This is a genomic window from Alphaproteobacteria bacterium (genome assembly GCA_040218575.1).
In the GTDB taxonomy this organism is placed as follows: domain Bacteria; phylum Pseudomonadota; class Alphaproteobacteria; order JAVJRE01; family JAVJRE01; genus JAVJRE01.
Map to the genome: position 1 here is coordinate 383,282 of JAVJRE010000002.1, position 17,179 is coordinate 400,460.

Sequence of the window (17,179 nt, forward strand, 5' to 3'; positions counted from 1 at the left end):
CGCTACGGGCAGCTTAGCGAGCCAACTGCGCCGCCTGGGCGGGGCGGGTGTAGAGAGCCCGCAATCGCTGCTCTACCGGCATGGCGCGCAGCAATGCATAGAACGCCAGATTACGACGCACGGACTCGGAATCGAGATCCTGCGACGCCAGCGCTGCGGCCGCGCCGTCATTGCCAGCCAGGCCATAGATCAAGGCCAGATTCTGCCGCTCGTGCGGCCCTGCGACGGGATCCGCCGCCAGCGGTTCAGCAAGCGCCAGCGCCTCGTCAAACACTCCACTCAGAGCCAGCGACAGGGCCAGATTGATCCGGGTTCGACGATCATCGGGCCATGTTTCAAGAATCGCGCGGTAGCGTTCCTGAGCGATAGCATGCTCACCCAGCAGATCGCGTGTCACCGCCAGAGCGTTGAGCGCGGCGAGATCGTCCGGTGCGACGGCCAGGGCTTGCTCAAAATGACCCACCGCAAGAGCCGGCTGGCCAAGCATGAGCAGCGTGTTGCCAAGGCCAAGGCGCGCCGCGACATCGCGACCGTCGATACGGATAGCGGCCCGATACGCCTCCACCGCGTCCGGCAGAGCGTTTGCGTCAACCAGCATATCCGCCATGCGGCGCAGCGGGTAAATCGCCGTGCCATCGAGCAGATGAGCCTGCCGATAAAGCGTGATCGCCGTTGCGATGTCGCCTCCGAGGCTGGCCTGATCGGCCGCTTTGACAAGGGCGATGAAGGAGCGGTTCTGCGTCTCTGCCGCATTGGCCGGAACGGATGTGGCCAGATGGGCGGGCGGCGTAGTGGAGCAGGCCGCCACCAGAAGTACGGCGGGAATGATTGCGGCACGGGCCAGCAGTCGGGCGCGAATGCGCGGCATTTTCGTCTCCTTCGGGTTGCCGGTAGGGCTCGACCGTGCGCCGCTTCTCTTGAAAATTCTGTAAACAAAACAATGCGTTATGTCAGTATTAGCGAGGAGTTCATCTAAAATGCGCGGCATCCCATTAAGCCGGTTCCGTCAAGCTCACGATGGCTCCAGCCTGGTCGAGTTCGCATTCGTCGCGCCGCTCTTCCTGATGACCCTGGTGGGTATCATCGAGATCGCCATGACCCTGTTTGTGTCGTCGCTTCTGGAAGGCGGCCTGCGCGATGCAGCGCGCTTTGGCATTACCGGCTTCACACCCGCCGGTGTCACCCGTGAGGAAGCGATCCTGGATCACATCGATCAGGTGACGCTGGGCCTGATTGATCCGGCAGATATACAGATCGTCGCCATGATCTACCCTGACTTCGACCAGATCGGTGGCGAAGAGCCCTATGACGACACCAACACCAACGGTCAGTGGGACGTGGGCGAGTCCTATAACGACATCAATGGCAACGGCCAGTGGGACGCCGATATGGGCCAGGCCGGCATGGGCGGCCCTGGCGACGTGGTGGTCTACAGCCTGGAGGCCCCGTGGACGATCATGACGCCGCTCCTGTCCAGTGTTCTGGGCGAAGACGGCCAACTCATGCTGCGCGCCTCGATTGCAGTTCGCAACGAGCCCTTTCTCAATGCCGGTGTCGGAGGATGACTGCCATGACTCTCCGCTCGCTCCTACGACGTATGTGGTCTGACCGCAGTGGCGCCCTGCTTGTGGAGTTCGCCATTGCCATTCCGATTCTGCTGTCGGTTACGCTGATCGGTACAGACACGGCGCGCATGATCCTGCTTCAGCAGAAACTAGACCGGGCCGCCGTAACACTGGCTGATTTAGCGGCCCAGGCCGAAAGCCTGGACATGACCGATATCGGCAACCTGCTGACCGCCGTCGGCAGGATCGCCGACCCCTATCCACTGGGCCCGCAGTCGGCCATTGTCCTGACAAGTGTCCGCAAGCCCGCCGGCACCAGCGCCATCATTGACTGGCAACAGGTCAGCGGTGGTCTGTCGGCGGCCAGCGAAATCGGCGTCGGCGATGGCGCCACCGCCACGCTACCGGCCGGGTTTTCCCTGCTGGACGGCCAAACGGTTATCGTGGCCGAAGTGTTCTATGAACTGGAGCCACTGTTTCTGACCGAGTTCGGCACACAGTCCATCTATCGCCGCGCCTTCTATCGTCCGCGCTATGTGGAGGCAGTGACGTTCAACGGAGGCTAGTCCGGGGGACGACCGTGGCTTCGGCCTTACCCTGGACGGCCTGTTGGCACAAAGAGCGCATCCGGCAAGGCGCATTGATCGCCCTCCCCTGGCATAGGTAGACTGCCGGCCACAGGGAGGCAGCCATGACCGACAGCGACCATCGCAGCGAGTTCTATCCGACCCCGCGCTGGGTGCGCATCATGTTCAACGGCGTCTGGGTGGCGGACAGCAAGAAGGCCATGCTGCTGCGGGAATCCGGTCGCCTGCCACTCTACTATTTTCCGCGCGAGGATGTGCGGACCGACCTGCTGTCGCCGTCCGACCATTCAACCCACTCAGACCACAAGGGCGACGGCGTCTTCTGGGACGTCACGGTTGGCGACCGCACGGCCGACCATGCGGCCTTTACGTTCCACAATGCGCCGCCAGGTGGCCCCGACCTCAGTCAACACCTCGCCTTTGAGTGGCGACAGATGGACCATTGGTTCGAAGAAGACGATGAAGTCTTCGTTCACGCCCGGGATCCGCACAAGCGCGTGGACGCCATGCAGTCGTCGCGGCACTTTGAGATCAAGGTGGATGGCGTCACCGTTGCCGATACGCGGCGGGCAACCCTGCTGTTCGAGACCGGGCTGCCAGGCCGTATCTACATTCCCAAGGACGATGTGCGGGTTCAGTATCTTGAGCCGTCGGACAGTCAGTCCGCCTGTCCCTACAAGGGGGTAGCCAACTACTATTCCCTGAAGGTCGGGGAAAAGCTGCACCGGGATCTGGTGTGGTACTACAACTATCCGATTGCCGAGTGCCCGAAGATCGCCGGCCTGCTGTGCTTCTACAGCGAGAAAGTGGATATTCTCGAAGACGGCGAGCTGCTGGATCGTCCCAAGACGCCCTTCGCCTGACCCCAGGCAAACCGGCGCAAGATATACCGCCGCGACGGATGAGCGGGCTCAGCGGCGCCCGGGAGCCGGGCCGGACTGGTCCCTGTCCGTATCCGGCGGCAATGATTTGACCATCGCCGAGCGCGCCACCGGATCCAGTCGATCATCCAACGCCTGGCGGTCCATGATGCGGTTCAGCCAGGCCGGGCGATCCGCTGTCACAACATTCTGATAACCCTGATCGGCATACCAGGGAGCATTCCACGGGATGTCTGTAAAAGTAGTGAGCCAGGCGCTGTCGGCGCCCTGCTCTGCCAGCCACGATTCGGCGGCAGCCATCAGCGCGCGGCCGCATCCCCGGCGGCCCCAGTCGCAGCGGACGCTAAGCTCCGCCACATAGCCGGCTCCTTCTTCCAGCCGCGCCAGAATGAATCCGACCGGACGCCGGTCATGCCAGGCCAGGCTGGCGAATCCTGTGCGCAGGTGAAGCGAAATCGTATGGCCTGACGTGGGCTCGGCTGTGGCAACGAATGAAAATGGCGTCTCGGCAAAACGGCGACCCGCATCGCGTTCGATGTCTTGCATGATCGGGATGTCGGTCGGTAAAGCCGGGCGCAAACTGATGGTCAGCACGGCGATCCTGATCTGTGCAGATTGTCAGGGCCGATGGTGCCCAGGGGCGGATTTGAACCACCGACACGCGGATTTTCAGTCCGCTGCTCTACCAACTGAGCTACCTGGGCGCACCGGAACCGCCGGAAAGCGGCCGTTCGGCAAGACAGGCTTATAGTAGACCGGGCTGCGGCAAGTCCAGTCGTCCCATCAATCCCCAAGCCTGCGCGGGGCACTGTTATTCGTCCTCTCCCTGGCCGTCCCCGGCCAGCCCGGAGCCAGCCGACTCATCGTCGCCTGAGGTGATGCGGTAGCGGCCGCCAAGCCAGTTCATCAGGTCGTCATCGGCGCAGTGGCGCGAGCAAAACGGACGATAGCGCGGCGTCGTCACGGCGCCACACAAGGGGCAGCGGCCGCCGACACGAACCTTCGCCGGACCCTGCGGCAGCGCCTTTGCACCGGACCCGTCTGGTGAATCCGCTGGCGGAGAGGCCTCCCCCTTCCGGCCTCGCCCGGCCTTATCGCACGTCAAAGCCACCTCCTGACCGTGCATCCGACAGGGTCTCTACACGAACCTCCACCGGTTGGACCAGCCCCAGCCGGTCCTTCAGACACTCAGCGACCAGCGCGGAGGTGGTCACAACCAGGCTATCCGCAGGCCGACGGCGCCGGATCGCCAGCAGCGCGCGCAGAATATCCCCGGCCACAATGCCCGGGCGCATGGTCCTGACCGAGGCCGGCGACAGAAGCCTTTCCGCTAAACCCGGCCCGATACGACGACGCGTCAACTCCACATGGCCCAGCGGCGTCCAGCCAAGAACATGAACGCCCGCCGGATCCGCTTTGGTTCGTGCTCTTAGCATCTCGAGAAGATCATGGCGTGCCGACCGCGGCGGGGCGATGAAATCAATGATGATCGCCCCGGCCAGGCTGCGGAGCTGAAGCTGGCGGGCGATCTCAGCAGCGGCGGCACGATTGGCAGCCATCGGATCGCCAGCCCCGGAATTGACGTCAATCGTGGTCATGGCCGCCCCTGATTCGATGATCAACGACCCGCCGCCAGGCAAAGCCACGTGGTTGCCGACCAGTTCGGCCAGTTGCTCACTGACCCCCTCTGTCTCAAAGAGCGGCCCGGCACCATCGTGCAGGCGCAGCTGCTGGCCGATCTCCGGCGCCTCGGCCTCTGTGAAACGCCGTGCTGCCGCCAGTTGGGCTGCGCTGTCCACGACGATGTCCGTCACCGGCGATGGCGTCATGTCCCGCAGAAACAGGTGCAGCGGTTCAGGCGCCGGCCTGATCAACGTCGGCGCCGTAGCCTCACCACACAGACGCTCGATTTCCGTGAGGGCATGGTCCAGCCTGGTCAGGTCGGCCAGCAAGCGGTCAGCCGGCAGGCCACTACCAGGCGCCCGGACCAGCAGAGCGCGGCCGTCAGACACCGCAGCCCGTAGCAGGGAGAGCAAGCGGTCGCGTTCCTGGCCGTGCCCGACATCCGATGACAGACGCACCTGATGGTTTTGGCCAGGCCGACCACGGCAAAGCGAAAGAGCGCGGCTGGTGACCGTCAGAGTCTGACTGACCCGCGCCTCCTTGTCCGCCCAGGCCGCGGATTCGATCTGCACCGGCAAGAGGCTGCCTTCAGCAAGGGCCCTGGGCGGCGACTTGCCGAGACGCAAAAATGCAACGCCGCCGCCATCCAGTCGCAGCCACGCCGCGGCCGGATGGCGGCTGACCCGTTCGACACGGCCAATATGGATGGCGCCCGGCGCCATAGCCTCCGGTTCGCGGATCATCTCAAACGCTTCAATCCGGTCGTCAACCAGGAGTGCCGCCCGGCCGTCCTGTGGCAGGCATGAAATCAGCAAGCGAGCCTGAATCCTCGCCCCCGGACGTCCTGCCGCAGCACTTACCAACGCAGACCCATGCCATGCAGCAGCCCGGCGGTCTCATGCAGGGGCAGCCCGACGACGCCGGAGTAGGACCCGCTGAGAAACCGGACAAACGCCGCGGCACGGCCCTGAATGGCATAGGCACCGGCCTTGCCGCGCCACTCCTGGCTTGCCAGATAGCTCAGGAGCTCTCCGTCGGACAGGCGCTTGAAGGTGACAATTGTCGTGACCACCCGCTGACGCACGGCACCAGACGGCGATATCACGCAGACCGCCGTATGAACCCGGTGGCGACCACCGGACAGAAGACCCAGAGACAGCCGCGCCGCGCCCTCGTCCTCGGATTTGCCTAAGGCACGGCGGCCTTTGGCCACGACCGTATCGGCCGCCAGCACGAAGCGGCCGGGACAGCGCCCGGCCACGGTGGTAGCCTTGGCCAGGGCCAGACGAACGGCCGTCTGTCGGGGGAGCTCGCCGGCCAACGGCGCCTCATCAACGACTGGCTCCACGACCTCCACGTCCGACAGACCAATCTGCCGCAACAGGTCGCGACGGCGCGGCGACGCAGACGCCAGGACCAGAGCTGCCGACGAAGGAGACGAGCGTTCAGGCTCCGGCGTCATGCCGCACCGCCTGATCCGGCCGGACTCTAACGGAACCGGAACGTAATTCGACCCTTGGTCAGGTCGTATGGGGTCATTTCCACCGTGACTTTATCGCCGGCTGACACCCGAATGCGGTTCTTCCGCATTTTGCCCGACGTATGGGCCAGCACTTCATGGTCATTCTCCAGCTTCACGCGAAACATCGCATTAGGCAGAACTTCCATGATGGTACCGCTGAACTCGATAAGCTCTTCCTTGGCCATGAGACCTCTTGCCATGGTGGACCGGTGCACAAATTGGGCACCCTGGTCCGGCGGGTCAAGGCTCTTCGCGGCCGCTGCCTAGCCCGGCCAGCCCGGATGGCGGGGATTCAGGCGTGGAAAACCGGTCCAGGATACGCTGGGCCAGTGCGTCACGGACCTCACGAAAGGCCTGCAGCCGCACGGTGCGGCTACCCTCGACCACGGTCGGGTCAAAGGTGTTCCAGAAGACGACCTCACAGCTCATGGTGCGGGTCATCTCGACGGCCCTGTGCTGTGCCTCCGGCGACAGGGTGATAACAAAATCAAACGAGGCGTCCTCCAGATCGTCGAAGGCCTTGGCCACGTGCCGTGACATGTCGATGCCGGCTTCGGCCATCACAGCACTCATGAACCCGCTGGGCTCGCCGACCCGCAGGCCACACGAGTCAACATAAACGCGATCACCGAAATAGCGCTTCATCAGACCTTCGGCCATGGGCGAGCGAACGGTGTTGTTCGTGCAGGCAAAAAGCACAGCGGATGGAAGCCCGGCCAATCGTTCAGGCCCGGATATGCAGCACGCAGACCAGCGTGAACAGGCGGCGGGCGGTGTTGACGTCCATCTGCACGCGCTGGACCAGCCGCTCACGCAAGAGATCGCTGCCTTCGTTGTGCAGACCGCGGCGCCCCATGTCGATGGCTTCAATTTGCGACGGTGATGCTGAGCGGATCGCGTTGTAGTAGCTCTCACAGACCGTGAAATAGTCCTTGATGATCCGGCGGAATGGCGACAGCGACATGCCAATGGTGGTCAGCGGTTGCTCCGCCTCGTCACGGATGTCGAGCCGCAGACGACTATTGTCTTCGATGGAAAGGTGCAGGCTGAACGGTCCGTCAAACCCTTCGACCGGCGCGAATGTATTCTGTTCCAGCAGATCAAAAATCGCCACGGCCCGCTCGTGCTCGACGTCCGGCCCGCGCCGTACGATCGTTCGTTCGTCCAGCGAGACTTTGGCGATACGTTGATCGGAACGGGCGCTATCGTCGCTCACAGGAAAACCGGCATGTGTTCAGCGGCCAGGCCCGCAAACCATGGCATGGCCGGCACCGGACTAATCATGGCGACTATGGTGCGGACTGTCGTCAGGCATCATGTCGGTCTCGTGCACCGGCAGCCAGGCGGTTGGCCAAGGCTCATCCAGATCGGTCAGCCGGCAGTCTATGGCGTCACATGTCAAACGCAGCTCCGATCCGCCGGCGAAGCGCAGCAATACGGATGAGCCGTCCGTCGTCATGGCCAGGAGGCAGAGGAAGGAACGGGACTCCGCAGGCCCGCGGCGCAGATCCGGACCGCGCTGCTGAACCCCGCTGACGCCACGAAAAGTCAGGCTGGCGTGAACCCGCTGGAAAGATGGCCGCCCGCCCACGGCCGCCGCTTCCCAGCGAAAGCGACTGGCAACCAGCACAAAGCTGCCGTCCCGCTCCAGCCAGGTCATGTCCTCCGGCGCAATCACCGCGTCCTGCAGCATGGCGGAAATAACCGCGATATCCTCGCCGTCACGCGCCGCCAGCTTCAGTCCATCGACCATATGTCCGCCCCATCACAGCGATCAGCTCCCGCCGGTCAGCCCGGCACGCGCTCTACGGACGCGCCACAGCCAGAAAGCTTTTCCTCCAGCCGCTCATAACCACGATCCAGATGATAGACCCGATTGACCATCGTCTCACCTGTGGCGACCAGACCGGCCAGAATAAGCGAAACGCTGGCGCGCAGATCGGTCGCCATGACCTGGGCGCCGGTCAGGCGGGGGACGCCACGAACCATGGCGGAGGCGCCGTGCAGGTTGATATTGGCGCCCATGCGCATGAGTTCCGGCACATGCATGAACCGGTTCTCGAAGATCGTTTCGGTGATCATGGAGGCGCCACCGGCGATGGTCATGGCGGCCATGAACTGCGCCTGAAGGTCAGTGGGAAAGCCTGGAAACGGCTCGGTCATGACGTCAACACCCAGCAGTGGGACGGAGCCGCGGGCCACGGTCAGCGCGCCATCCACCTCCCCCACATCCGCCCCCGCTTCCACCAAGCTGTCCAGCAGCGAGGCCACCAGATCACGTCTGGCGCCGGACAGTGTGACCCGACCACCGGTCATGGCCACAGCGATGGCGTAGGTGCCGGTTTCAATGCGGTCCGGCAGGATATGGTGGTCAGCGCCGGTCAGCCGCTCAACGCCGGTAATGCGCAACGTATCCGTGCCAATGCCGGAGATGCGGGCGCCCATGGCCACCAGGCAATGGGCCAGGTCGGTCACTTCGGGCTCACGGGCGACGTTTTCCAGAACGCTATCGCCGCGCGCCAGGGTGGCCGCCATCAGCACATTTTCAGTTGCCCCAACCGAAACATTGGGAAAGACGAAATGGGCGCCCTTCAGCCCAGCCGGCGCCCGCGCCTCCACATAGCCCTGGTCCAAACTGATTTCGGCGCCGAGAGCAGCCAGACCCTTCAGGTGATAGTCCACCGGCCGGGCGCCGATGGCGCAGCCGCCGGGCAACGACACCCGCGCCCGGCCATGGCGCGCCACCAGCGGTCCCAGAACCACAATGGACGCGCGCATCTTGCGCACCAGATCATAGTCGGCCTCGGTCTGGCGGACGCCGCCGCCATTGAGGGTCAACGCCCGGCCGGCGAGAGACTGCTCAACCCCCAGTTGCTTCAGGAGATCGCCCATAGTGCGGATATCCGCCAGATCCGGCAGGTTGCCCAGCACCAGGTCCTGGTCGGTCAGCAGAGCCGCGGCCATGAGCGGCAGGGCGGCGTTCTTGGCCCCACCAATAGGGATTGTCCCCTGTAGCGGGCGGCCACCGACAATGCGAATACGATCCATGAAGCAGGCCTATCCGGCAGGGATGGCGAAAGAATGGCCCACTAGAGCCGCGGCAGGGTGACGCCGCGCTGCCCCTGATATTTGCCGCCGCGGTCGCGATATGACACCTCCGGCGGGCTATCCCCCTTGAGAAACAGGAACTGGGCGGCGCCCTCATTGGCGTAGACCCTGGCCGGCAGCGGCGTGGTGTTGGAGAACTCCAGCGTCACATGGCCCTCCCATTCCGGCTCCAGCGGCGTCACATTGACGATGATGCCGCACCGGGCATAGGTGGATTTGCCAAGGCAGATGACGATCACATCCCGTGGTATGCGGAAATACTCGACGGTGCTGGCCAGGGCGAAGCTGTTGGGTGGAATAACGCAGACATCCTGTTCGCGATCCACAAAGCTGGTGTCGGAAAAGGCTTTGGGGTCCACCGTCGCAGAATCCACGTTGGTGAATATCTTGAAAGCCCGCGATACCCGGGCGTCATAGCCGAAAGACGACAGGCCGAAAGAAATGACGCCATCGCGCGACTGGCGATCAACGAAGGGTTCAATCATGCCCTGCTCCACAGCCATGCGGCGAATCCAATGGTCGGGCATTACAGACATAAGCGCACCTGAATCGGTCGGGAATTGGTCATGACCTGCCGGTTTGTAGCGGAGGGCCGCAAACGCCTCAAGCGCGGGCCGCCGGCCGTGGCCGGAAACCTAGCCATCGTCGCCCCTGTCGCGGTCAGCGTCGGCGTTCCGGTCAGCGGCATGATCGGTGTCTGTGTCCGGCGTGGTCGAATCATCGCGGGCATCCCGCTGCCGCCGGCGCAATCGGAGGTTGCGCCGTAGCGCCGCCGCCAGACGGGCATCGCGACCATCGTCGCCGGCCGGCGCGGCCGACCGGCCGGACCCGCTGGTCTTGCCGCCCGGCCTGTCCCCGGGCTTGGCCGATGCAGTCATGACGCTTGCATGGTGGAGGAACCCTCATTGCCGTATAGAGACATGCAGGCATAAGCCCGTCCGTCGCCAGGGTCCAGCCGGAGATGACTTTGAGAGGTCGTGCATATGTGGGGGCCGGGCAATTGCTCCCTCGACCACGCGGGGTCGATATGGCAATGTGCGCGCCGTTTCAATGGGCTGCCGTAGCTCAGGGGCAGAGCACCTCCTTGGTAAGGAGGGGGTCGGAGGTTCGATTCCTCCCGGCAGCACCAGGCCGCGACATTGAAACAACAGATATCGTCTTAGGATGATCAGCCCTGTGGCGGTCAGGGATTACCGGCGCCCTCCAGGCGATGGGCCTCGCCGACCAGGGGCTCGGGCAGACAGTCCGGCCGGGCCAGGGTGCGGTAGCACCAGACATCCATGGCCGGCGGCGGGCCGCTCAGGTGTACGCTGCCGCGCGCCATGATGCTCTCCTGGCTGGCCCCCAGACTATCGTAGAAACTGCCAAGTTCGGCCTGCCACGCGGTCGTGTCGGCGCAGGCCGCAAGCAGGAGCAGGGCCACGGCCGCGGCCAGCGGACGCCCCAGCGGGCGCTCCAGCGGGCGCTGATGAGTCGGCCTTGCACCCCATCGCGGCATGGCAGACAGAGGCGCAATGCCACGGGGTAGCCGCGCTGCAAGCGACAGCGTGCTGGACGGGTGATCCGGCTCATTCATGGGCAAAGAGTGCGCCCTGGCCGATTACCGGCTCGTAAACGGCCATCCGTGGCGGCGATGTGAGCAGAGAGCGGCGGAAAGCCGGGCTTTTCCCGCCGAACGGACAATTGGGCGCAATCAGTCCGGCTCGCCTGACGACCGGTTTTGGCCTATATGTTCGAGCCAGGACCGTTACGAACCGGGTTGGCGCGCATACCGTCGTGGGAGCGCCGCCGCGGCAGGAGCAGGCATGAGTCAGGATATGCTCAAATTCGTTGACCGTAAGGGGCAGATGCCGGACAAGCGCCCGGCCGCTGACCGCCGCCATGACTGGCGCGAGGTCTATGCGCCCTATGAACCGAACACCGCGGCTGAGCAGGCGGCGCGCTGCTCGCAGTGCGGTGTGCCCTTCTGTCAGATTCACTGTCCGGTTCAGAACAATATTCCCGACTGGCTGTTGCTGGCGACCCAGGGCCGCATGGAAGAGGCCTATGAGGTTTCCGCCGGCACCAACAATTTCCCCGAGATATGCGGCCGCATCTGCCCGCAGGACCGGCTGTGCGAGGGCAACTGCGTCATCGAGCAGTCCGGTCACGGCACCGTCACCATCGGCGCCGTAGAAAAGCACATCACCGAAACGGCCTTCGCCGAAGGTTGGGTCAAGCCGCCGCGGCCAACCCATGAACGCAGCGAGTCCATCGGCATCGTCGGCGCCGGGCCGGCCGGAATGGCGGCAGCGGAGCAGCTCCGCCAGTTGGGGTATCAAGTCCACGTCTATGACCGCTATGACCGCGTTGGCGGCCTGATGGTCTATGGCATTCCCAACTTCAAGCTGGAAAAACATGTGGTCCAGCGGCGGGCCGACCTGCTGGTCGAAGGCGGAATCCGGTTTCACCTGAACTTTGAAGTGGGGCGCGACGCCTCTCTGCCTGAGCTGCAGGCGCGGCACGATGCCGTTCTGCTCGCCACCGGTGTTTACAAGGCACGCGAACTGGCGGCACCCGGCGTCGGGCTGGCCAATATCGTGCAGGCCTTGCCTTATCTGACCGCATCGAACCGCATGGGGCTCGGCGAAACCGTGGCAGACTTCGCCAGCGGCCAGCTAAATGCCGCAGGCAAGCGCGTGGTTGTCGTCGGCGGCGGTGACACGGCCATGGACTGTGTCCGTACTGCCGTTCGGCAAGGTGCCCGCTCCGTCACATGCCTGTACCGGCGCGACCGCGAGAATATGCCGGGATCGGCTCGCGAAGTACGTCATGCGGAAGAGGAAGGGGTCGAGTTTGCCTGGCTGGCGCAGCCTGAGGCCTTTCTTGGCGACAGTGAGATCAACGCCATCCGTACCCGTCATATGCGTCTTGGCGCAGCCGACGCATCCGGACGCCGGATAGTCATGGTCGATGAGGACGACGCGTTCTCCGTCGACGCCGATCTGGCAATCATGGCGCTTGGCTTCGATCCCGAAGACATGAACACGACTTTGGGCGCCCCGGATCTGGCCGTGACGCGATGGGGTACCGTTCGCACGCGCTACCCGACCATGTCCACGAATCTTGACGGGGTTTTTGCCGCCGGCGACGTTGTTCGCGGTGCCTCGCTTGTGGTCTGGGCGATCCGCGAAGGCCGTGACGCAGCTGACGGTATTCACCAGTGGCTCGCCTCCCGGGCCATGACTCCTGCCATGGCGGCCGAATAGATGAGCGACGAGATCGTAATGACCGGGCCACACGGCAGACACGGGGAAACCCTCGACTCTGATGACTCCGGCGAGGCCTTTGCCCGCAAGTGGCAGGACGAAGCACACCGCTTGCAAGCCAGCGGCCTGTATGACCCGAAGACCGAACACGCGTCGTGCGGCGTCGGGATCGTCGTTGCCACCGACGGCAAGCCGCGGCGACTCGTGGTGGAATCCGCCATCGAGGCGCTTAAGTCTGTCTGGCACCGTGGTGCGGTCGATGCCGACGGCAAGACCGGCGACGGCGCCGGCCTGCACGTGGAAATCCCCAAAGGGTTCTTTGAAGAACACGTCACGCGCACGGGCCATACCTTGAGCGACGGCCCGCTGGCGGTCGGCATGATCTTTCTGCCGCGCACGGATTTCGCCGGCCAGGAGCGCTGCCGGTCCATCGTCGAAACGGAGATCCTGGCGCGCGGCTATACCATCTACGGCTGGCGCCAGGTACCGGTCAATCTGGCGGTGACTGGTGAAAAAGCCAACGCGACGCGGCCTGAGATCGAGCAGATCATGGTCGCCGGGCATGCCAACCAAGCGTCTGACGCTCTTGAACGCGACCTCTACATCATTCGGCGGCGTATAGAGAGTGCGGTGCGCGCCGCGTTCATCAAAGATTTCTACATCTGCTCGCTGTCCGCCCGTTCGATCATCTACAAGGGCATGTTTCTGGCCGAACAGTTGACGGCCTTCTATCCCGACCTGCTGGACGAGCGGTTTGAAAGCCGGTTTGCCATCTACCACCAGCGCTATTCGACCAACACATTTCCCACCTGGCGTCTGGCTCAGCCCTTCCGGATGCTTGCCCATAACGGCGAGATCAACACGCTGTCCGGCAACATCAACTGGATGCGGTCCCATGAGGCGCGCATGCGCTCTGCGGTGTTCGGCGACCATCTGGCCGACCTGAAACCAGTGATTGAGCCTGACGCGTCGGATTCCGCCGCCCTCGACAACGCGTTTGAGCTGCTCGCGCGGGCTGGCCGGCCAGCTCCGATGGTCAAATCGGTCCTCATCCCCGAAGCCTGGTCCAACCGGCCGGGTATGCCCCAGTCCCATCGTGATTTCTACAGCTACTGCAACGCCATTATCGAGCCCTGGGACGGTCCGGCCGCCATCGCCGCGACGGATGGCACCTGGGTGATCGCCGGCATGGACCGCAATGGACTGCGGCCCATGCGGTTCTCGCTGACCCGTGACGGGCTACTGCTAGCCGGGTCGGAATCCGGGATGGTTCCGGTCTATGAGGGCGATATCGTCGAAAAAGGCCGGCTGGGCCCAGGCCAGATGATCGCCGTCAATCTCGACGAGGGCCGTGTCTATCATGATCGCGAGATCAAGGACTGGCTGGCTGGGCAACGTCCATTTGGCGAGTGGGCGAAGCACACCCGGGAATTGTCGCACATCATCGCTGACCATGACGGCGAAGACATCCACTACGTGGGCGAGGAACTGCGCCGCCGGCAGGCGGCGGCCGGCTACTCCATGGAAGAACTGGAACTGCTGCTGCAGCCCATGGCCGAAGAAGGCAAGGAAGCGACAGGATCCATGGGGGACGACACACCGCTGGCGGTGCTGGCGCAGCACTATCGCGGGCTGCACCACTTTTTTCGCCAGAACTTCAGCCAGGTGACGAACCCGCCGATCGACAGTATTCGCGAGCGCGGCGTCATGAGCCTGCGCACACGGCTCGGCAATCTGTCCAATCTGCTTGACGAAAGCGAGGAACAGACCCGCGTTCTGCAGCTTGAATCTCCGGTCCTGACCAATGCCGAACACGCCGCTCTGAAAAGCCATTTGTCCGGAACAGCCCGGCACATCGATTGCACCTTCGCCACGGATGGCGCAGAGCACGGGTTGCGCGAGGCGCTGTCACGCATTCAGGCGGAGGCCGTGCAGGCCGTGCAGGATGGCGCTCGCCACCTCTTTCTGTCCGACCGAGCCATGTCGCCTGATCGCGCGGCAGTCCCTTTGATACTGGCAGCCGGAGCCATTCACAGCCACCTGGTGCGAAACGGCCTGCGCACCGTCGTATCAATCAACGTGGAGAGCGCCGGCTGTCTCGACGTCCACTACTTCGCCGTTCTGATCGGCGTCGGCGCAACGACCGTCAACGCCTATCTGGCGCAGGACTCCATCGCCGATCGCCATCGTCGCGGTCTGTTCGGCGAGACGCCGCTTGAGCAATGCATTCGCAACTTCAAGGCGGCCGTCGAGCAGGGTCTGCTGAAGATCATCTCGAAGATGGGCATCTCGGTCATTTCCTCCTATCGCGGCGCCTACAAGTTTGAAGCAGTGGGCCTGAGCCGCGCTCTGGTCAGCACATACTTTCCGGGAATGTCCTCGCGCATCTCCGGCATTGGTCTGGCGGGTATCCAGCGCAAGCATCTTGATCGTCATGCCGCCGCCTTTTCGGGCAATGTGGTGCGCCTGCCAGTCGGCAGCCTGTACCGTCACCGGGCCAAGGGCGAGATTCACGCCTTTCAGGGTGAGTTGATCCACCTGCTGCAAACGGCGGTCGGCAACGATTCCTACTCCACCTACAAGCGCTACAGCGATCACGTGGCCCAACTTCCGCCGGTAACAATCCGTGACCTTCTGGAGTTTGTGCCTGGCCGCAAGTCCGTCGAGCTGGACGACGTGCAGTCCATCACCGAAATCCGCAAGCGCCTTGTATCACCCGGCATTTCACTGGGGGCCCTAAGCCCCGAGGCCCATGAGACCCTGTCAATTGCCATGAACCGGATTGGCGCGAAGTCCGATTCCGGCGAAGGCGGCGAGGACCCGGCCCGCTACCGGCCGCGCGACAATGGCGACAATGCCTCGTCAGCCATCAAGCAGGTGGCCTCGGCTCGCTTCGGCGTAACGGCGGAGTATCTGAACAACTGCCGGGAAATTGAGATCAAGGTGGCGCAGGGCGCCAAGCCCGGCGAAGGCGGGCAACTGCCCGGCATCAAGGTCAGCGAGATCATCGCCAGGCTGCGCCATGCCACGCCCGGGGTAACTCTGATCTCCCCGCCGCCGCATCACGACATCTACTCCATCGAAGATCTGTCGCAGCTCATCTATGACCTGAAGCAGATCAATCCGGAAGCCAAGGTCTGCGTCAAACTGGTGTCACAGAACGGCATCGGCACGGTCGCCGCCGGCGTCGCCAAGGCCAATGCTGACGTCATCCTGATCTCCGGTCATTCCGGTGGTACCGGCGCCAGCCCGCAGTCGTCGATCAAGTATGCCGGCCTGCCGTGGGAAATGGGTCTGGCCGAGGTCCATCAGATTCTGACCATGAACCGGTTGCGGCACCGGGTGGTCCTGCGGGTTGATGGCGGGCTGAAGACCGGCCGCGACGTGGTGATTGCCGCCATTCTTGGCGCCGAGGAGTTCGGCGTCGGCACCGCCGCCCTGGTCGCCATGGGCTGTCTCATGGTGCGGCAGTGTCATTCCAACACCTGTCCCGTCGGCATCTGCTCACAACAGGAAAGTCTGCGACAGAAGTTTGCCGGGACGCCGGAAAAGGTCGTTAATCTGTTCAGCTTCATCGCCGAGGAGGTGCGCGAGTTCCTGGCTTATCTCGGCGCGCGCCGGCTGGAAGACGTGATCGGCCGCACCGAGTTGCTGGCGCAGGTTATCCGGGGCATTCCCGACCTTGACGATCTCGACCTCAATCCGTTGCTGGTGCAGGCCGATCCGGGCGCCCATGCCGCCTACTCCGTGGTCGAAGGGCGCAACGAAGTGGCCGAAACTCTGGATGCGCAGATGTTGAAGGACGCCCGGCGCGCCCTGGAAGGCGGCGAGAAGATGCAGCTTACCTACAATATCCGGAACACCCAGCGCGCCATCGGCACAAAGCTCTCGTCAAGGATCACGCGACGCTTTGGCATGCGCGGCCTGAAGGACGGGCATATCACGGTGCGCCTGCGCGGCTCGGCCGGCCAGTCGCTGGGCGCGTTTGCCGTTCAGGGCCTGACGCTGGAGGTCTTCGGCGATGCCAATGACTATGTTGGCAAGGGTCTGTCCGGCGGAACGATCATCGTCCGACCGACGCCGGCCAGCCCGCTGGTGACCAACGAGAACACCATCATCGGCAATACGGTTCTGTACGGTGCGACTGCCGGGCAGTTGTTTGCAGCCGGCCAGGCCGGCGAGCGTTTTGCCGTCCGCAACTCCGGTGCCGAGGCCGTGGTCGAGGGCTGTGGCAGCAACGGCTGCGAGTATATGACAGGCGGAACGGTCGTTATCCTGGGCGGGGTCGGCGACAATTTCGCTGCCGGCATGACGGGGGGCATGGCGTTTGTCTATGATCCGGAGAATCGCCTGCCCGATATGATCAACGAAGAAACCGTTATTTTTCAACGCGTTCAGGTAGACCATTGGGACAACAAGGTGCGCGCCATGGTCCGGCGCCATCAGACCATGACCCAGTCCCCGTATGCCGAGCAGATCATCGCCAACTGGGAGAGCGAACTGCGTCACTTCTGGCAGGTTGTGCCTCGGGAGATGCTGTCGCGTCTGCAGCCGCCTGTCACCGCAACAGGCGATAGCGAACTGGTCGACGGGCTTCTGAGCGCCGGAGAATAGGTCCGGCTCTCACTGGGACGGCCGTCAAAGA

General features: G+C 63.7%; 18 protein-coding genes and 2 tRNA genes. 6 read left to right on the forward strand and 14 right to left on the reverse strand.

Going from position 1 to position 17,179, the window contains the following annotated elements; all coding sequences use genetic code 11:
• Nucleotides 1-13: 13 nt before the first annotated feature.
• Nucleotides 14-868, reverse strand: a complete 855-nt coding sequence (locus tag RIE31_03375; GenBank protein MEQ8639642.1) for a hypothetical protein — start codon at nt 866-868, stop codon at nt 14-16.
• Nucleotides 869-977: 109 nt separating this feature from the next.
• Here RIE31_03375 and RIE31_03380 point away from each other — a divergent pair, with 109 nt between their 5' ends.
• The 3 genes from RIE31_03380 (at nt 978) to RIE31_03390 (ending at nt 3,015) form a co-directional block, all read left to right on the forward strand.
• The gene (locus RIE31_03380; protein MEQ8639643.1) at nt 978-1,565 is read left to right on the forward strand and encodes a pilus assembly protein; all 588 of its coding nucleotides are present in this window, start codon (nt 978-980) and stop codon (nt 1,563-1,565) included.
• A gap of 5 nt (nt 1,566-1,570) precedes the next feature.
• Nucleotides 1,571-2,131, forward strand: coding sequence for a pilus assembly protein (locus tag RIE31_03385; protein ID MEQ8639644.1), 561 nt, complete (start codon nt 1,571-1,573; stop codon nt 2,129-2,131).
• A 125-nt stretch (nt 2,132-2,256) separates the two neighbouring features.
• Entirely contained in the window at nt 2,257-3,015 is a 759-nt protein-coding gene (locus RIE31_03390) for a DUF427 domain-containing protein (protein ID MEQ8639645.1), read from the forward strand.
• Between the two features lie 48 nt (nt 3,016-3,063).
• Here the strand turns inward: RIE31_03390 and RIE31_03395 are convergent, their stop codons facing one another.
• The 12 genes from RIE31_03395 to RIE31_03450 all read right to left on the reverse strand — a co-directional run bounded on the left by RIE31_03395 (nt 3,064) and on the right by RIE31_03450 (nt 10,164).
• A complete protein-coding gene (locus RIE31_03395; protein MEQ8639646.1) occupies nt 3,064-3,579 on the reverse strand; it encodes a GNAT family N-acetyltransferase in 516 nt (171 codons plus the stop codon).
• Nucleotides 3,580-3,661: 82 nt separating this feature from the next.
• Nucleotides 3,662-3,737: transfer RNA gene (locus RIE31_03400), tRNA-Phe, on the reverse strand.
• Between the two features lie 107 nt (nt 3,738-3,844).
• The gene (gene yacG, locus RIE31_03405; GenBank protein ID MEQ8639647.1) at nt 3,845-4,009 is read right to left on the reverse strand and encodes a DNA gyrase inhibitor YacG; all 165 of its coding nucleotides are present in this window, start codon (nt 4,007-4,009) and stop codon (nt 3,845-3,847) included.
• A gap of 115 nt (nt 4,010-4,124) precedes the next feature.
• A complete protein-coding gene (locus RIE31_03410) occupies nt 4,125-5,471 on the reverse strand; it encodes a ribonuclease E/G (protein MEQ8639648.1) in 1,347 nt (448 codons plus the stop codon).
• Nucleotides 5,472-5,512: 41 nt separating this feature from the next.
• On the reverse strand, nt 5,513-6,118 hold the full coding sequence (locus RIE31_03415) for a Maf family nucleotide pyrophosphatase (GenBank protein ID MEQ8639649.1): 606 nt from the start codon (nt 6,116-6,118) through the stop codon (nt 5,513-5,515).
• Nucleotides 6,119-6,144: 26 nt separating this feature from the next.
• Nucleotides 6,145-6,363: a translation initiation factor IF-1 gene (gene infA / locus RIE31_03420; protein ID MEQ8639650.1), complete on the reverse strand. Its 219-nt coding sequence runs from the start codon at nt 6,361-6,363 to the stop codon at nt 6,145-6,147.
• A gap of 55 nt (nt 6,364-6,418) precedes the next feature.
• Nucleotides 6,419-6,898, reverse strand: a complete 480-nt coding sequence (locus RIE31_03425; GenBank protein ID MEQ8639651.1) for an arsenate reductase ArsC — start codon at nt 6,896-6,898, stop codon at nt 6,419-6,421.
• A gap of 4 nt (nt 6,899-6,902) precedes the next feature.
• On the reverse strand, nt 6,903-7,394 hold the full coding sequence (locus tag RIE31_03430) for a UPF0262 family protein (GenBank protein ID MEQ8639652.1): 492 nt from the start codon (nt 7,392-7,394) through the stop codon (nt 6,903-6,905).
• Between the two features lie 60 nt (nt 7,395-7,454).
• On the reverse strand, nt 7,455-7,931 hold the full coding sequence (locus RIE31_03435; GenBank protein MEQ8639653.1) for a DUF2948 family protein: 477 nt from the start codon (nt 7,929-7,931) through the stop codon (nt 7,455-7,457).
• A gap of 35 nt (nt 7,932-7,966) precedes the next feature.
• Nucleotides 7,967-9,226 carry a UDP-N-acetylglucosamine 1-carboxyvinyltransferase gene (gene murA, locus RIE31_03440; protein MEQ8639654.1) on the reverse strand — a complete coding sequence of 420 codons (1,260 nt, stop codon included), beginning with the start codon at nt 9,224-9,226 and terminating at the stop codon, nt 7,967-7,969.
• A gap of 41 nt (nt 9,227-9,267) precedes the next feature.
• Nucleotides 9,268-9,822, reverse strand: coding sequence for a dCTP deaminase (gene dcd / locus RIE31_03445; GenBank protein ID MEQ8639655.1), 555 nt, complete (start codon nt 9,820-9,822; stop codon nt 9,268-9,270).
• A gap of 99 nt (nt 9,823-9,921) precedes the next feature.
• Nucleotides 9,922-10,164, reverse strand: coding sequence for a hypothetical protein (locus RIE31_03450; protein ID MEQ8639656.1), 243 nt, complete (start codon nt 10,162-10,164; stop codon nt 9,922-9,924).
• A gap of 176 nt (nt 10,165-10,340) precedes the next feature.
• Between RIE31_03450 and RIE31_03455 the strand changes: the two genes are divergently transcribed.
• A tRNA-Thr gene (locus RIE31_03455) sits at nt 10,341-10,415 on the forward strand.
• Nucleotides 10,416-10,469: 54 nt separating this feature from the next.
• Here the strand turns inward: RIE31_03455 and RIE31_03460 are convergent.
• Nucleotides 10,470-10,709 carry a hypothetical protein gene (locus RIE31_03460; GenBank protein MEQ8639657.1) on the reverse strand — a complete coding sequence of 80 codons (240 nt, stop codon included), beginning with the start codon at nt 10,707-10,709 and terminating at the stop codon, nt 10,470-10,472.
• Nucleotides 10,710-11,091: 382 nt separating this feature from the next.
• Between RIE31_03460 and RIE31_03465 the strand changes: the two genes are divergently transcribed.
• Together RIE31_03465 and gltB are read left to right on the forward strand one after the other, a co-directional pair.
• Complete coding sequence (locus tag RIE31_03465) at nt 11,092-12,534, forward strand: NAD(P)-dependent oxidoreductase (GenBank protein MEQ8639658.1); 1,443 nt, start codon at nt 11,092-11,094, stop codon at nt 12,532-12,534.
• A complete protein-coding gene (gltB, locus tag RIE31_03470; GenBank protein MEQ8639659.1) occupies nt 12,535-17,148 on the forward strand; it encodes a glutamate synthase large subunit in 4,614 nt (1,537 codons plus the stop codon). It begins immediately after the preceding gene.
• The last annotated feature ends 31 nt before the right edge of the window (nt 17,149-17,179 follow it).

Bases quoted from the DNA above. Each gene is read 5' to 3' on its own strand.
- RIE31_03380 (MEQ8639643.1), top strand. From the start codon at position 978: ATGCGCGGCATCCCATTAAGCCGGTTCCGTCAAGCTCACGATGGCTCC.
- RIE31_03390 (MEQ8639645.1), top strand. From the start codon at position 2,257: ATGACCGACAGCGACCATCGCAGCGAGTTCTATCCGACCCCGCGCTGG.
- gltB (MEQ8639659.1), top strand. From the start codon at position 12,535: ATGAGCGACGAGATCGTAATGACCGGGCCACACGGCAGACACGGGGAA.
- RIE31_03450 (MEQ8639656.1), bottom strand. From the start codon at position 10,164: ATGACTGCATCGGCCAAGCCCGGGGACAGGCCGGGCGGCAAGACCAGC.
- RIE31_03415 (MEQ8639649.1), bottom strand. From the start codon at position 6,118: ATGACGCCGGAGCCTGAACGCTCGTCTCCTTCGTCGGCAGCTCTGGTC.
- RIE31_03395 (MEQ8639646.1), bottom strand. From the start codon at position 3,579: ATGCAAGACATCGAACGCGATGCGGGTCGCCGTTTTGCCGAGACGCCA.
- RIE31_03465 (MEQ8639658.1), top strand. From the start codon at position 11,092: ATGAGTCAGGATATGCTCAAATTCGTTGACCGTAAGGGGCAGATGCCG.
- dcd (MEQ8639655.1), bottom strand. From the start codon at position 9,822: ATGTCTGTAATGCCCGACCATTGGATTCGCCGCATGGCTGTGGAGCAG.
- infA (MEQ8639650.1), bottom strand. From the start codon at position 6,363: ATGGCCAAGGAAGAGCTTATCGAGTTCAGCGGTACCATCATGGAAGTT.
- RIE31_03385 (MEQ8639644.1), top strand. From the start codon at position 1,571: ATGACTCTCCGCTCGCTCCTACGACGTATGTGGTCTGACCGCAGTGGC.
- RIE31_03375 (MEQ8639642.1), bottom strand. From the start codon at position 868: ATGCCGCGCATTCGCGCCCGACTGCTGGCCCGTGCCGCAATCATTCCC.
- murA (MEQ8639654.1), bottom strand. From the start codon at position 9,226: ATGGATCGTATTCGCATTGTCGGTGGCCGCCCGCTACAGGGGACAATC.
- RIE31_03435 (MEQ8639653.1), bottom strand. From the start codon at position 7,931: ATGGTCGATGGACTGAAGCTGGCGGCGCGTGACGGCGAGGATATCGCG.